This is a genomic window from Paenibacillus sp. J31R34 (genome assembly GCF_059383715.1).
Map to the genome: position 1 here is coordinate 1,146,393 of NZ_JBXENU010000001.1, position 15,097 is coordinate 1,161,489.

At 47.1% G+C, this 15,097-nt stretch carries 13 protein-coding genes; 1 reads left to right on the forward strand and 12 read right to left on the reverse strand.

Going from position 1 to position 15,097, the window contains the following annotated elements:
* Window positions 1-4: 4 nt before the first annotated feature.
* From AC50YG_RS04750 to zwf, 11 genes are all read right to left on the reverse strand, one after another.
* A complete protein-coding gene (locus AC50YG_RS04750; RefSeq protein ID WP_494825047.1) occupies window positions 5-1,789 on the reverse strand; it encodes an ABC transporter ATP-binding protein in 1,785 nt (594 codons plus the stop codon).
* A 56-nt stretch (window positions 1,790-1,845) separates the two neighbouring features.
* Window positions 1,846-2,118: a phosphopantetheine-binding protein gene (locus AC50YG_RS04755; protein WP_473755544.1), complete on the reverse strand. Its 273-nt coding sequence runs from the start codon at window positions 2,116-2,118 to the stop codon at window positions 1,846-1,848.
* Between the two features lie 45 nt (window positions 2,119-2,163).
* Window positions 2,164-2,904 (reverse strand): 3-oxoacyl-[acyl-carrier-protein] reductase, encoded by a 741-nt coding sequence (gene fabG, locus AC50YG_RS04760; protein WP_494825049.1) that lies wholly within the window; start codon window positions 2,902-2,904, stop codon window positions 2,164-2,166.
* 4 nt (window positions 2,905-2,908) lie between these two features.
* Window positions 2,909-4,084, reverse strand: coding sequence for a beta-ketoacyl-[acyl-carrier-protein] synthase family protein (locus AC50YG_RS04765; protein ID WP_494825051.1), 1,176 nt, complete (start codon window positions 4,082-4,084; stop codon window positions 2,909-2,911).
* A 55-nt stretch (window positions 4,085-4,139) separates the two neighbouring features.
* Window positions 4,140-4,562, reverse strand: a complete 423-nt coding sequence (fabZ, locus tag AC50YG_RS04770) for a 3-hydroxyacyl-ACP dehydratase FabZ (protein ID WP_473755541.1) — start codon at window positions 4,560-4,562, stop codon at window positions 4,140-4,142.
* A gap of 33 nt (window positions 4,563-4,595) precedes the next feature.
* A complete protein-coding gene (locus AC50YG_RS04775; RefSeq protein ID WP_494825053.1) occupies window positions 4,596-5,795 on the reverse strand; it encodes a beta-ketoacyl-[acyl-carrier-protein] synthase family protein in 1,200 nt (399 codons plus the stop codon).
* A gap of 3 nt (window positions 5,796-5,798) precedes the next feature.
* A complete protein-coding gene (locus tag AC50YG_RS04780) occupies window positions 5,799-6,074 on the reverse strand; it encodes an acyl carrier protein (RefSeq protein ID WP_341282687.1) in 276 nt (91 codons plus the stop codon).
* Between the two features lie 1,104 nt (window positions 6,075-7,178).
* Entirely contained in the window at window positions 7,179-8,597 is a 1,419-nt protein-coding gene (gnd, locus tag AC50YG_RS04785) for an NADP-dependent phosphogluconate dehydrogenase (RefSeq protein ID WP_430165836.1), read from the reverse strand.
* Window positions 8,598-8,707: 110 nt separating this feature from the next.
* Window positions 8,708-9,373, reverse strand: coding sequence for a fructose-6-phosphate aldolase (fsa, locus tag AC50YG_RS04790; protein ID WP_046230868.1), 666 nt, complete (start codon window positions 9,371-9,373; stop codon window positions 8,708-8,710).
* A gap of 74 nt (window positions 9,374-9,447) precedes the next feature.
* On the reverse strand, window positions 9,448-11,436 hold the full coding sequence (tkt, locus tag AC50YG_RS04795) for a transketolase (RefSeq protein ID WP_494825320.1): 1,989 nt from the start codon (window positions 11,434-11,436) through the stop codon (window positions 9,448-9,450).
* On the reverse strand, window positions 11,420-12,946 hold the full coding sequence (zwf, locus tag AC50YG_RS04800) for a glucose-6-phosphate dehydrogenase (protein WP_494825056.1): 1,527 nt from the start codon (window positions 12,944-12,946) through the stop codon (window positions 11,420-11,422). The genes tkt and zwf overlap by 17 nt, the downstream gene beginning before the upstream one ends.
* Window positions 12,947-13,061: 115 nt before the next feature.
* Here zwf and AC50YG_RS04805 point away from each other — a divergent pair, with 115 nt between their 5' ends.
* The gene (locus tag AC50YG_RS04805; RefSeq protein WP_494825058.1) at window positions 13,062-13,940 is read left to right on the forward strand and encodes a LysR family transcriptional regulator; all 879 of its coding nucleotides are present in this window, start codon (window positions 13,062-13,064) and stop codon (window positions 13,938-13,940) included.
* Window positions 13,941-13,991: 51 nt separating this feature from the next.
* Here AC50YG_RS04805 and AC50YG_RS04810 read toward each other — a convergent pair whose 3' ends face one another.
* A complete protein-coding gene (locus AC50YG_RS04810) occupies window positions 13,992-15,050 on the reverse strand; it encodes an HD-GYP domain-containing protein (protein ID WP_494825059.1) in 1,059 nt (352 codons plus the stop codon).
* Window positions 15,051-15,097: the final 47 nt, after the last annotated feature.

Sequence of the window (15,097 nt, forward strand, 5' to 3'; positions counted from 1 at the left end):
GCAACTATGCCCCCTCTTGACCAAGCCCGTACGGCTGGTCTCCACGATTGCTTGCCTGATTGTTGTAAAGACGATGATAAGTGCCGTTTTTTGCAAGCAGCTCTTCATGTGTGCCGCTTTCTTCAATACGCCCCTCGTTCAGCACCAAAATGTGGTCTGCATTCATGACCGTAGAAAGGCGATGTGCGACTACCAAAACCGTTTTGTTTCGCATAATCCGGTTAATGGATTGTTGAACAAGCTGTTCGGATTCGGAATCAAGCGCCGAAGTCGCCTCATCCAGCAGCAAAATGGGAGCATCCTTTAATATGGCCCTGGCAATCGCTATCCGCTGCTTTTGTCCGCCGGATAGCTTTACTCCCCGTTCACCGACAAGCGTATCGTATCCTTGTGGAAGTACCCGGATAAATTCATGGATATTGGCAAGCTTAGCTGCGGTTTCTACGTCTTCTATGCGGTAGCCGTCATCCGTGCACGCAATATTTTCGGCGATGGAGCCCGGAAAAAGGAATGTATCCTGCGAAACATGTGAAATGAGCGCCCTTGCAGATGATAGCTTCCAATCGGTGAGCGGCTCGTTGTACAGCTTGATTTGCCCATCCTTATAATCATAAAAACCGGTTATAAGTTTAAAGATGGTCGATTTGCCTGAACCGCTTGGCCCAACCAAGGCGACCGTTTTACCTTGCGGCAATGTAAAGCTGACCTCGTCAAGCACCTTCGAATGATCGTCATAGGAAAAAGTAACCTGTTTAAATTCAAGTGCAGGAGCTGATACCGAAAGGTTTTCCGGCTGTTTGCCATCCATCCGTTCTGTTTCAGCATCCAGCAATTCAAAAAGATGATCGACAACGCCAGCTGTTATTTTGAATCGGCTAATCTGATTTGGAATTTCTCCCATCCCGGACACGAGATAATTAATGAACTGCACAAACGCGATTAAAGCGCCTATTAAAAGCTGTCCTTCGCTAACCAAATATCCGCCGAACAGAAAGAACACAACCAGCGGAGCCGTTCGGACAAATACACTGAGTGCCCCAATAGCAGCAACGCGTTTCTCGATTCTCAGAAAATGTTCAAGCAGCTTGTCAAGCAGCAGCTGGCACTTTTGATACACAACCTGTACCAGATTGTAAGACTTGATCATATAGATGCCACCTATTGTATCTTGAACAACCGTGCTCATTTGAGCCATGCTTTGCTGTACATCTGCCGCATATTGATTTAACGGGCGGCTGATTTTTTCACTCAAAAAGGTCATAAACAGCAGCATGCCGAAGCAAAACAGCGTAAGCTGCCAATTCATATAAAACATAACCGCAATACAGGCAACAACCCGGACAATATGAAAAATAAGAGCGGCAAAATCATTGTAAATAAACCCTTCAATTTGATTGATACTGTTCGTCATTCTGGAGCTAAAGTCGCCGGAGTGGCGAGCTTCCATATACGAAATAGGCAGTTTATTAATATGCTCGCTCACTTTATTTTTCAAATCTCGGGTTACAAAGGCACTATAGCGTCCCGAAGAATAAACGCTGAAGAAATTCACAATGATGCCTGTCACTATAAAAAGGAGGATTAATTTTACAGCCTGCATCACGCCATCCATATCACCAGTCTGGGTGGACGAAAATAAAAGATTAATAATATAGATGAGCAAAATATCATTTGCCGCTATAATGATCGTGCTTATCAGCTTGAGCGCTATCCAAAACCGATAGGGCTTAAGGAAGACAAACAACCGGCGCATCGAAAAGAATGCAGAGTTACGGCTTGCTATTTGCATAAGCGCCCTCCACTATAGGGTAAGATTGCTGCACTGAGCCCCGCGAGCGGAGAAAATTAATGATCTTGCCCTTCTACTAGCTTTTGTACGCTTTCCTTAAACTGCCCCAAGGTAGCAAAATGGTCGATAATTAAAATTTCATTTTCAAACTCGACATCAAATTCATTTTCCAAGGCTACGATTAATTTAACAAAGGAAATCGAGTTAAGGCCTACCGTTTCTAAATCCGATTGCAATACACTCTCATCAATCGTCAACAGCTCAATATTTTTTTGCAAAATTTCATTAAACCTCGCATTAAAATCCGCTACTTTTACTTCCCCACTCATCATTTAACCTCCCTAAAATCGTTCGTTTTCACTTTCAAGGCTGCCTTAAATCATTCCTCCATCGACAATAATCGTCTGTCCATATATGTAGCTTGCATCGTCAGAAGCTAGGAATAGGGCTACCTTTGCAATTTCATCAGCCTCGCCTAACCGGCCGCAGGCAATTTTATCAACAAAATGACGGCGCACGCGATCGGGAACTTTCCCGAGCATATCCGTAACGATATAACCTGGTGCAATGGCATTCACACGGATGTTTTTTCCAGATACTTCTCTTGATAGCGATCGAGTCAAGCCAATGAGGCCAGCTTTGGACGCACTATAATTCGCCTGACTTGAGGCACCCGCTAAGGCGGAAACGGAGGAAATATTCACGATTACTCCGTACCTCTTGCTAATCATCGAAGGCAGCACCGCTTTGCAGCAATTGTAGGCGCCTTTCAAATTTGTATTGATGACCTTATCCCAGGAGGATTCCTCCATCAGCATCAGAAAACCATCTTCCGTTACGCCCGCATTGTTGACTAGCACATCAATCTTTCCGAACTCCTGAACAGCTTCCTCGATTACAGCAAGCGTATTCATATGATCGGATACGTCCAGCGCGAACGCTTTCGCCTTGCCCCCATTTTCCTGCAGGGAAGCTTCCAGCTTCTCAGCTTCGTCCTCACTGCTTTTATAGGTAAAGAGAACGGTAGCCCCTTCACTAGCAAAAGCCTGTACGATGGCGTAGCCGATTCCTTTTGCTCCTCCGGTAATAAAGACGACTTTATCGGCAAATTTCAAAGGTTCACCTCCGGACCGTTCCAAGGATAACGCTGTGCAAGCATCCGTTGACATCATATCCATTCACTAATATATATTCGTAATCGCCTAAACGCGGCTCATGATGGACGATATCCAGCTCTAAAGCAGTATCCGGCTCGGTGCAGCCTGCAGTTAGAGGCATGCTCCCTTTGGCAATGGCAAGGGCCCCCGCTGCGACATTCAACATAAACGAAGCGCCAAGCGTTTCGCCCGTTGCTCCCTTAATCGAAGAAACCGGTATGGAAGCGGCACGCTGGCCAAAAACTTCATGAATAGCTTGGGCTTCCGCCTTATCGGTATAACGTCCGCCTCCAGCAGCCATCAAAATGCCATCAATCACGCTAGGAGAAAGGGAGGCATGCTTGAGCGCCATATCCATCACACGAGCGAATAGCTTTGAATCCGCATCGGCACGGTCTTTGCCCAGGTAGCCTTTCCCTATTAAACTTGCATACCCGAGAACCTCGCAGACGATACGTTCCGGACTGCAGACTAACACGCTCTCTGTTTCAAGCAGCAATGCAGCGGCGCCCTCGGTCATTCTCGTTCCGCTTCTATTACGGTCTAGAGGTCTGCACAAATAGTTGTCATCCTTTGTGACGTAGGCCTGCTGCTGAAAGGATTCGAGCAGCTCTTGGCAATATTCCTCTACCCCGCCGCATAATATCGCATCTGCCTTACCGCTTTTGAGCAGATCAGATGCATAGGCAACCGCATTGCTGCCCGTTAGTATAGTGCTCGCACCCTTCAGCTTTAAACTCAAGCAAACATGGCCGATTCCCGAGTTGTATACCGTACTTGCGAATACGGTGGGACTCACCATATCAACGCCACCTGAGACAATTTGATTGCTGAGGGCAAGGTTAGATACCAATGGACCATATCCTGTCGTAAAAACAGTGCCAATCCGGTTATGATCCAATTGCTCCTGCACGATCAACTCTTCATCAAGCACTTGTTTCGAGGCGCTCATGGTCAACCGTGAAAACCGATCCATCCGTCTGGCAACCCGATTTTCAATATTTTGCGGAATATCCACCGGCAGCTTAAGCTCATCTGGCCTCACTGCCGCCTGTGCGTTTATGCCTTCCCAAAATTCATCTGCACCGGACCCTGCACAGCTTATCGCTCCAACAGCCGTAACAAATATTTTATGCATATGGATTCTCCCAAATTTATGAATTATGCACTTCGGAATTAAATACCACTTTTATTTAATTGGAATAGCTTAAGGTCAGCAGTCCAGAAGCGACTATTTTATCGCCGACTGCAGCCGTACATTTAATCTGGTGAAAGATGTGGAAGGACTCAACTAATTCTGCTTCTACCGCAAATGTATCCCCCGGCACAACCGGATGCATGAACTTGATCTGGTTAACCGCGCTTAAATAAAATTTGTGGGCCGCAGGGCTCTCCTCGTTGTAAAAAATAAATCCGCCGACCTGCGCCATCGTCTCAATCATGAGAACGCCTGGATAAATAGGTTCATCGGGGAAATGTCCAACTGCCCACTGCTCATTAAAGCTTATATTTTTGTAGCCTTTGGAACGCTTCATGTAAAGGGCCTCAGTAATTCGGTCTACCATGACAAACGGGTAGCGATGAGGCAGGCCTTTTGCAATATCAATGGTTTCCATCCCTGACAGCTCCCAGCATATGGTGTATGATGCTTAGACCTTTCCGACAACTATACTTGCAGAATGGCCGAAGAAGGCGTATGAGTTGGACATCGCGTATTTGATTGACCGTTCCTTATAGTTCCCTTTAACAATCTGAAGGTGCTGAAAAGGTTCAGGCTGCTTCTTCAGAAATGCAGTTGGAGGCACAATGCCGCGATCTATGGCAAGCAAGGTTGCCGCCAGCTCCACGCTTCCCGCAGCTCCCAAGCAGTGGCCGGTAACCGCCTTCGTTGAAGAAATCATAACCTGGGACGGCTTCTCCTCGGTTCCAAAAACCTTGGACAACGCTCTCATTTCCATTAGGTCATTCAGCTCGGTTGCTGTTCCATGGGCATTGACATAATCAATGTCTCCCGGCTGCAAGCCCGCATCCTCCAAAGCCATCCGCATCGTCCGTACAGCCCCTTCTCCTTCAGGATCGGGACTTGTAATATGATAGGCATCATTGCTTAAGCCGTATCCCAGCAGCTCGCCGTAGATGTGGGCTCCTCTTGCCTTCGCTCTATTCAGCGTCTCCACGATAAAAACGGCGGCTCCTTCGCCAAGCGACATGCCGTCCCTGTCCTTATCAAACGGCACACAGCCACCCAGACTCATGGACTGAAGGCTGTGAAACCCGGCAATGTAGTTATCCGATAAGGGCTCTGCTCCAACAACGACCATTAAATCAGCCATTCCGCCCCTAATAGCGTCTAGAGCGATTCCTGCTCCCGCAGTTCCAGCGGCACAGGCCGACATGGTTGTGTAGGCTTGGCCCCTTATGTCTACATACGAAACAATATTTGAAAGCATAGATGGAATTTCGATAAGCCCATCGGGGTCATTCCACTTCTGCTCCCGATTATTTTGAATATATCTCATCGTTTTAATATGGCCTGGGACAGATTCTGAAAGGGACAAGCCCGCTCTTGCTTCCAGCTTGCCAATATCCTCTTTCGTCAGTCCGCTGTCCGCCAAAGCTTCATCAAGTGCGGCATAAGTCATTTGAACGGCCCGTTCATCCTCTTCCATTTCTCGATACAGCTTGTCAACGCTGCCAGCTACCTCGCCGCTTACGCCAAGCTTTTTCAGCTTCTCGTGAGCCCGAAGCCCGCTGGCGCCATTCACAATTGACTGGAAGAAAGCTTCTCTGTTTGAGCCGCCTGGCGCGATGATTCCAATTCCGGTTACTACGGCTTGCGGTCTGCTCATTGATTAATCCCCGATCGTGCTGCGGATGATGTTTGCAATCGAGCCAACGCTCTTGAAAACAGACATATCACTGCTTTGCGGCTTAACGCCAAAAAGCTCCTTCAGTCCAACCGCCAGCTCCAAAGCGTCAACAGAATCCAGGTCGAGCCCTTCACCCTGTTCATTCACATCAAATAGCGGATCATCATCGTTGATATCCTCTGGCGAGATGTCCAGTCCAAACTTAGTAACAATCATGTTTTTAATTTGATTTTCGATCGATAGCTGTACGTTTTCCATTGTTTCAGCTCCTTTATTGGATAAAAGATTGCATGTCATTCCTGAGGCAGCATAAATAGCCGTCAAGTTAGAGAGCGCTTTCATTGTCTTGGGATAGACATCGCTCGGCACTCACTCCTTAAATGGAATAACATAGGCAGTGCAGCTTAAAACAGCAGTCTTCAATTGTACAAACTCATCTGGATGAAAGTGCGTCAGAAAGGAAAACAAAAGTTGTGGGTGGGTTGAGAGAAGTTCATTCATAGTTGAATGTGTCGCTAAAGGAGTAGACGACTATATCTCTTGAGGAATGTTGCTTAACAAAGATGCGGCCGTCGATGCAACCAATAACGCCGTTAATAAAGTTATACCATAATTCTATGTTTTTTTACAATATTTATTTTTATGTCTATATTTATATTTAAGTTACAAATCATGTAACTTTTATGCATCGCTGCTGGTGTCGGCGCTTTCTGATTTTGGCGAATAACCGCAGTTTTTTATTGGAATTGTACAAGAAATGACGACTCTGCTTGTTAGACACTTATAAAGGGCGTATAAATGATGAAACCCCTCTCAATATTAAACAGATATTGGCGGGTATTTGGATTGATGTACCTGGCTGCGTGAAGGCAATGAAACGCTTTAGTGGGGTCGGAAATGGTCTAGGGGTATCTCCCCTTAGGTGGAAAAAACGGAACTATTCCCAATATACCACAAATACCACCCACATAATACCATAAAAATGCGTCATAAAACCACCTAAAAATTAGACAATTCAAACACGAAAAACCAGCTGCTGAACATTTTCAGCAACTGGTTTTTCGAAAAAAGTCCATCATCTATTCAATAACTCGTAAAACGCATCAAAATCCAAAATAGCGGAATCTCTGTCTGCAAAAAAAGAGGAGGCTGCTCCAGGCTGCTCAGTCTCCGCAACAGCGATCTTAACAGCCATCGCATGTGTTGCTGCGCCTACACTCTTGAATCGTCAGCATCTCAGCATCGCCAGATTAGCGACTCACCGTTATTCCTACAAAATTCAACAAAAAGCTGACCTCACAATGCGAGGCCAACCTTTTTGTTAATTTTCCAATTATTTACTTATTTGTAACTAAGTATTTCCTATTCGTTATTTTCCATCCATTGAAAATGGAAGCTGCCTTGTTGATCCAGACGCTCAAACGTATGCGCTCCAAAATAATCACGCTGTGCTTGCAGCAGGTTAGCTGGAAGTCTTTCTGTACGATAGCTATCATAGTAAGCCAGTGCCGATGCGAAAGCAGGAACCGGAATCCCTCTTGTTACGGCAATCGCAATCACTTTTCTCCAAGCTTCTTGGTAGTTATCTACGATTCCGCCGAAATAATCATCGAGGAACAAGTTTTTCAGTTCCGGATCACGGTCATAGGCATCTTTAATGTTTTGCAGGAAGCCTGCACGGATAATGCAGCCGCCGCGGAAAATCATCGCGATGCTGCCATAGTTCAGGTTCCAGTTGTACTGGTCGGAAGCAGCGCGCATTTGCGCGAAGCCTTGGGCGTACGAAGCGATTTTGCTCGCGAATAGCGCTTTGCGGACCGCTTCAATAAACTCTTGCGCATCGCCGTCATAGCTCGATACCGCAGGGCCATTCAGCTTCTTGCTTGCCGCTACGCGCTCCTCTTTCATCGCAGAGATGAAGCGCGAGAATACGGATTCGGTAATGATTGACAATGGAACGCCGAGATCTAGAGCGCTTTGGCTCGTCCATTTACCCGTTCCCTTTTGGCCTGCGGAATCGAGAATTACATCGACCATCGGCTTGCCTGTAGCTGGGTCTGTTTTCGAGAAAATGTCAGCTGTAATTTCGATCAAATAGCTGTCCAGCTCGCCATTATTCCATTCGGTGAAAATGTTATGCAGCTCAGTTGTGCTTACACCAAGCACATCTTTCAGCAAATGATACGCCTCGCCAATCAGCTGCATATCGCCATACTCGATGCCGTTGTGCACCATTTTCACATAGTGTCCAGCGCCGCCTTCACCAATATAAGTGGAGCAAGCATCGCCATTCACTTTCGCAGAAATAGCTGTCAGGATTGGCTCAACGAGCTCATAAGCGTCTTTTTGACCGCCTGGCATAATCGCTGGACCTTTAAGTGCGCCCTCTTCGCCGCCGGAAACGCCCGCACCGATAAAGCGGAAGCCTTTAGCCGAAAGCTCTTCATTTCTTCTTTGCGTATCAGGGAAATAAGCGTTGCCGCCATCAATCAATATGTCGCCTTGGTCTAGAAACGGCACAAGCTGATTAATCGTATCATCTGTTGGCGCGCCTGCTTTGACCATAATTAAAATTCTGCGCGGTGTTTCAAGCGAGTTTACAAACTCTTCGACGCTGTATGCACCTACAAAATTTTTACCTTTGGCTTCTTCCAGAAGCTCATTTGTTTTTTCTGGGGAACGGTTGAATAGCGCAACCGAGAACCCTCTGCTTTCAATATTTAAAGCAAGGTTTTTGCCCATAACGGCAAGACCCACGACACCAATTTGCTGTTTACTCACGGTTTTCTGCCTCCCAGTCCTATTCAAACTCTTTTTATATAAGCGTAAACGGCTGTCGCCATCCTCTGGCAGCAAAGCTGCCATTCGAGGGTTAAATTATAAGCCCCTTCTTACAGGGAAGTTTTTTTCCAATCAGCAGCAAATTTCTCCATACCTTGATCAGTAAGCGGATGCTTCGAGATTTGCTCGATAACCGCGAATGGTACAGTTGCAATATGCGCGCCAGCCATCGCCACGCGAGTAACGTGATCCGGGTGACGAACCGAAGCCGCAATAATTTGCGCATCCAGTTGGTGTGTGCGGAACAATTCAGCAATTTTCGACACTAGCAGAACGCCATCCTCCGAAATATCGTCCAGACGGCCGAGGAACGGAGAAACATAAGTTGCGCCAGCACGAGCAGCTAGAAGCGCTTGGTTGACTGTGAAAATAAGCGTTACGTTCGTTTTCACGCCTTTTTTCGTCAGGTAACGACAAGTTTCCAGTCCAGCAAGGTTCATCGGAAGCTTGATTGTAATATTTTTATCGTTGTTGTTGATTTTGATCAGCTCGTCCGCTTCAGCGATCATTTCTTCAGCTGTAATGGCATTAGGCGTTACTTCCGCAGAAACGGATTCAACCTCAGGCACGATTTGCAAAATCTCAGCAATACGATCTTCAAATTTCACGCCTTCTTTAGCAACCAAAGATGGGTTAGTAGTAACACCGGATAATACGCCGATTTTGTAAGCTTTCTTGATATCTTCCACATTAGCCGTATCGATAAAAAATTTCATAGTCAATTACCTCCGTTTTTTGGGTTCATTTTGATTTGCACTTTCATTTTAAATTCGATTGCCAAGCATTTCAATTATTTCACTAATTCTTTTGCCAGACTCACAACATTCTCAGTTGAGAAGCCAAAGTAATCCATTACCTGGTTGCCAGGGCCTGATGCCCCAAACGTATCAATGGACAACACTTTGCCGCTTGGTCCAGCATAACGCTCCCAGCCAAGCGAAATGCCCGCTTCAATGGCGATGCGATTCGACACGGAATCAGGGAGAACGCTTTGCTTGTAAGCTGCTGGCTGGCGCTCAAACAGTTCTCTGCTCGGCATAGCCACGACGCGAACGGATAGGTTATCCTTCTCCAGCTCGGTTTTAGCACTAACGGCAAGCGATACCTCTGAACCTGTAGCGATCAAAATAACGTCTGGCTTCTCGCTTGTTTCTGTCAGGACATAAGCGCCTTTAGCTACCTCTGCAACGTTCGCTTTCGTTGCTTCATAGATCGGCAGATTTTGTCTGCTCAGCACGAGGGCAACCGGACCGTCATTTTGCTGCAAAGCATAGGCCCATGCACTTGCTGTTTCATTGGCATCCGTTGGGCGAATGACCGTAAGCCCTGGAATCGTGCGAAGCGCCGCCAAATGCTCCACCGGCTCATGCGTAGGACCATCTTCTCCGACAGCAATGGAATCATGCGTGAATACATACGTAACTGGCAGCTTCTGCAAAGCAGCTAGTCGAATCGACGGGCGCAAATAATCGCTGAATACGAAGAAGGTGCTGACGAATGGTTTTACGCCGCCATGCAGCGCCATGCCATTGCCTGCCGCGCCCATAGCATGCTCGCGAACGCCGAAATAAATATTGCGTCCTGCATACGATTTAACCGCGAATGTCTCTTCGCCTTTAATGTCCGTCATCGTGGAATGCGATAGATCTGCACTGCCTCCGAAGATCGAAGGAACGGTCTGCACATAATGATTGATCGCTTCACCGCTCGCTACGCGAGTTGAAATCGTTTTGGAGGTATCAAAGGTTAAAATGTCAGCCGCATCAATCGTGACCGTTCCTTCGATGACTTGAGCCAGCTCCTTGCCCTGTGCCGGATATTGCGCTGTGTAGGAAGCAAGCTGCTTATTCCATTCCGCTTCTTTAGCCGCACCCTCAAGCTTCAGCTGCTCGTAATGAGCTTTGACTTCAGCCGGAACAGTGAACTCTTCCTCATACTGCCAGCCATAAGCGGCTTTCGTTGCAACGGCTTCTTCTTTGCCAAGCGGATTGCCATGCGCTTTATTCGTGCCCGCTACTTTGCTTCCGTAACCGATAATCGTCCGGATTTCAATAAGTGTTGGCTGCGAATCGTTGTTCTTGGCAGCCGCAATCGCCTCAGCAATGGTAGAAATGTCATTGCCGTCTTCTACGCGGAGATATTGCCAATTCGCAGATTCCGCTCTTTTTTGAATATTCTCCCCAAAAGAAAGATTTAATTCTCCGTCGAGGGAAATATCGTTCGAATCATACAATACGATCAATTTGTCCAGCTTCATATGGCCAGCCATGGACATCGCCTCGTAGGAAATCCCTTCCATCAAGCAGCCGTCGCCCACAAGCGAATACGTATAATGGTCAATGATTGGGAAACCGTCTTGATTGAATTTCGCAGCTAGATGTGCTTCCGCCATCGCCATTCCGACTGCCATCGCAATCCCTTGGCCTAGAGGGCCAGTAGTCGCATCTACACCATCCGTATGTCCAAACTCAGGATGGCCTGGCGTCTTGCTGTTCAGCTTGCGGAATTGCTTCAAATCTTCAAGCGACACTTCATAACCGGATAAGTGCAGCAGGCTGTAAAGCAGCGCCGAGCCGTGACCCGCCGAAAGCACGAAACGATCGCGGTTAAACCATTTGGCATGACCGGGATTGTGGCTCAAAAATTTGGACCATAACGTGTACGCCATTGGAGCTGCCCCCATAGGAAGACCCGGATGACCGGAATTGGCGCTGTTAATTGCATCAATGGATAAAGTACGAATCGTGTCAATCGCTAACTGATCAATGGTTTGTGTGATAGGCATATTGTTGTCCCTTCTGTGCTTTAGTTTGTTGTTCCAGCTTGGAATCGAACCACCAGTGGTAGCCGTCCTGTGCTAGCAAGGCATCGGATTCCGCAGGCCCGTATGTGCCAGCAGCATAATAATGAAGCGGAACCTGATTTTCTTCAAATGCTTCCAAAATCGGCTGAACCCAGGCCCATGACATTTCAACTTCATCCCAATGCGCAAAAAACGTAGGATTGCCGTTCAACGCGTCGTGAATCAAATTTTCATAAGCTTCAGGAAGCTCCTCCTGGTTCGGGTGAAAATCGATTTGAATCGGCTTGAACTCGCCATTTTGCTGCGAATCCTTTGAATTGAGCTGAAGCGTAATGCTTTCATTAGGGCTCATTTCAATGACGAGCAGATTAGGCGCCACACCCTCTTCGTTTTCGGAAGGCGCTTGTTTGAGCGGCTCTTTAAATTCAATGACGATTCGCGTCGATTTTTCTTTCATTCTTTTGCCGGTACGAATATAGAAAGGAACGCCCCGCCAAAAGTAATCGTCAATTTGCAATTTAGCTGCAATAAATGTGTCGTTCATCGACGTTTCAGCAATTCCCGGCTCCGACTTATAGCCGACAACCGGCTTGCCTTGAATGCTGCCAGCGCTGTATTGTCCGCGAATGATGCTCAGGCCAACGTCTTGCTTTTGCAGCGGCTCAAGAGCTTCCATCACCTGTTTCTTCTTGAATCGAACCTTTTCAGCATCGCTCTTCTGCGGCAGCTGGATAGCTGTCATCATAAGCAATTGCAGCAAATGGTTTTGGAACATGTCTCTAAGTGCGCCGACATGATCATAATAACCAGCTCTTTCCTCTACGCCGACCGTTTCATTCGCTGTAATTTGCACGTTGGCAATATAATGATTATTCCACAGCGCCTGAATAACCGGATTCGTCTGCTGCAAAGCCTCAAGACGCTGCACCATCGGCTTGCCGAGATAATGATCGATCCGGAAAACTTCTTTTTCCTCGAAAGACCGGCTTAGGCTTTCATTCAGATCGCGTGCAGATTGCAAATCATGGCCGAAAGGCTTCTCAATAACGAGGCGCTTCCAGCCCTGCGCCGAGCCAAGCCCGCTTGCCTGAATGTTCGAAGCAATCGTTTCGAAAAACTCCGGCCCAACCGATAAATAAAACAAGCGATTCGGGGCAAGCTGTAAAGCTTGTTCCCGCTGTTCAATCATTTGAAGCAGCTGCTGGTAATCTTCCTTATGGTCTATGTTTAGAACTTGGTAGCGGAACGCTTGTAAAAAAGCTTTCACGCTCGCCTCGTCCTTTATTTCCCGTCTGGAAAAATCACGGAGAGATTGCTCGACATTCGCCTGAAAGGTTTCATGCGTCAGCTCTCTTCGTCCAAGGCCAATCAAGGAGAATGCTTGCGGCAGTTTCTGCTCGATGAACAAATTATACAAAGCGGGGTAGATTTTTCTTTTTGCTAAATCCCCTGTCGCTCCAAACAACACAAAAGTGGTTGGCTCCATCTTCCGTTCTCCTTCCAATTCGTTAGCTATGGTTTCTTTTTCTTAGTTACACTATAATACGTTTAATAGCCATACAAGTAATTAATATATTTAAGAGGAGGTATAGACCACATCTATGATCAATAATTACGAATTGTACAAGGTCTTTTATTGGGCCGCTAAAACGGGAAGCTTGACCAAAGCTGCTAATGCTCTGTACCTCACTCAACCGAGCGTCAGCCACGCCATTAAGCAGCTGGAGAACAGCTTCGGCATCACTTTGTTTTATCGAAATTCCAAAGGGGTTGCGCTGACGCAGGAAGGTACGATTTTGTATTCCTACATCGAGCAGTCGCAAATATTGATCACACTGGCGGAGGAGAAAATGGCTGCGCTGAAAAATTTAGAGAGCGGAGAACTGCGGATTGGCGGCAGCGATTCGCTGTTCAAGCATTATTTGCTGCCGTATTTGGAAAACTTTCATTATATGTATCCCGAAATCAGATTGCATCTCAATCATGGCACGACGCCGGAGGTTATTTCTTTCCTGAAGGAAGGCAAAATTGACCTCGGTGTCGTTCGCATGCCGATTGTCGATTCCCAGCTTGAGGTGCGTGAAAGCATTCAATTGAAGGATTGTTTTGTTGCAGGCGAGCGTTATGCGGAGCTGAAAAATAAAATTTTGACGCTGGATCAGCTGCTCCAGCATCCCGTCATTCTGTTTTCCCGCAATAGCCGGGTACGAATGGCCATTACGGAGCTTTTTCAAAGCTACGGTTATATGCTGAAGCCTGAAATTGAGGTCGGAAGCGTCGATCTGCTGATTGAATTTGCCCGCAGAGGACTAGGTATTTCTTATGTAACGAGGGAATTTGTATCGAAGGAGCTGGAGGATGGCTCACTCTTTGAAATCCAATTAGACGTGCAGCTGCCACCATCCCATGTGGGCATTATGACAATGAGGAATCTTCCGCTGTCGAGCACAGCTAGCCGATTTATTGAGCTTGTTCATTAAGGCTTTCTAAAAAGCCCCATGAACCCACGCTCTCCTCTATTTGCGGCCAATCTATAAATAAACCTCTTCTTCCAGTGTTGACAAGGCGCCTTCATGGAATAATTGAAGCAAAACAGCAGCAATTTGCGGGTCAAAATGCTTTCCGCTTTGCTTTTCCACCTCTTCTATCGTCTCCTCAGAGGTCCATGCTCTCTTGTAGGGACGTTCATGCGTGAGCGCATCATAAAAATCAGCAAGCGCAACAATTCGCGCCTCCAGCGGTATGGCTTCCCCGCTCAGCCCAAGCGGATAGCCGGTACCATCCCATTTTTCGTGATGTGCTTTCGCTATAATGCCCGCCAGCTTCAATAGGGAAAACGTGCTTCCCTCCAAAATGCTGGCGCCAATAATCGTATGTGTCTTCATCTGCTCAAATTCATGGGGCTCAAAGCGCCCAGGCTTCAGCAAAATCTCATCAGGAATGCCGATTTTTCCGATATCATGCAGGGGCGCCGCTTTGCGGATGCGATCAGCGTCCTCTTCCGAAAGTCCCAATCGCCCGGCAATAAGCTCGGCCAGTCTGCCGACCCGCAGCGTATGCCTTCCCGTCATATCATCCCGATATTCCGCCGCGCGCCCAAGCAGCAGCAAAATTTCCAGCTTGGCCTTTTGCAGCTCCTCGGTCCGCTCCAGCACTCTCATTTCCAGCGTGTTTTTATGCTGCTGAATTTGATTATGAAGCTGGCGGGTTTTGAGCAGATTATTAATGCGCAGAATGACCTCCGTCCGGTCATACGGCTTTGTCAAAAAATCATTTACCCCGGCTTCCAAGCACCGCCTCTTGACCTCATGAGTAACATCTGCTGTAAGCATAAGAACAGGTAGGTAGCAGTCCGGCGAAAGCTGCTCACGTATAAGCGTTAATACCTGCAGCCCATCCATACCCGGCATATGCATGTCCAGCAGAACGATGTCCGGATCAAATTCCAGCAGCTTATGCTGAACCTGGAGAGGGTCCATAATGCTGTATATTTGGGTAAACCCTGAGCGAACCAGAATCCGTTCTAAAAGCGTAATGTTGAGCTCCTGGTCGTCAACGATCAATATTTTGGCGAGTGAAATATCCTCCATCGTTATTCTCCGTTCTTTATGCGCAAAAAAACAAACTTACGCTCTTT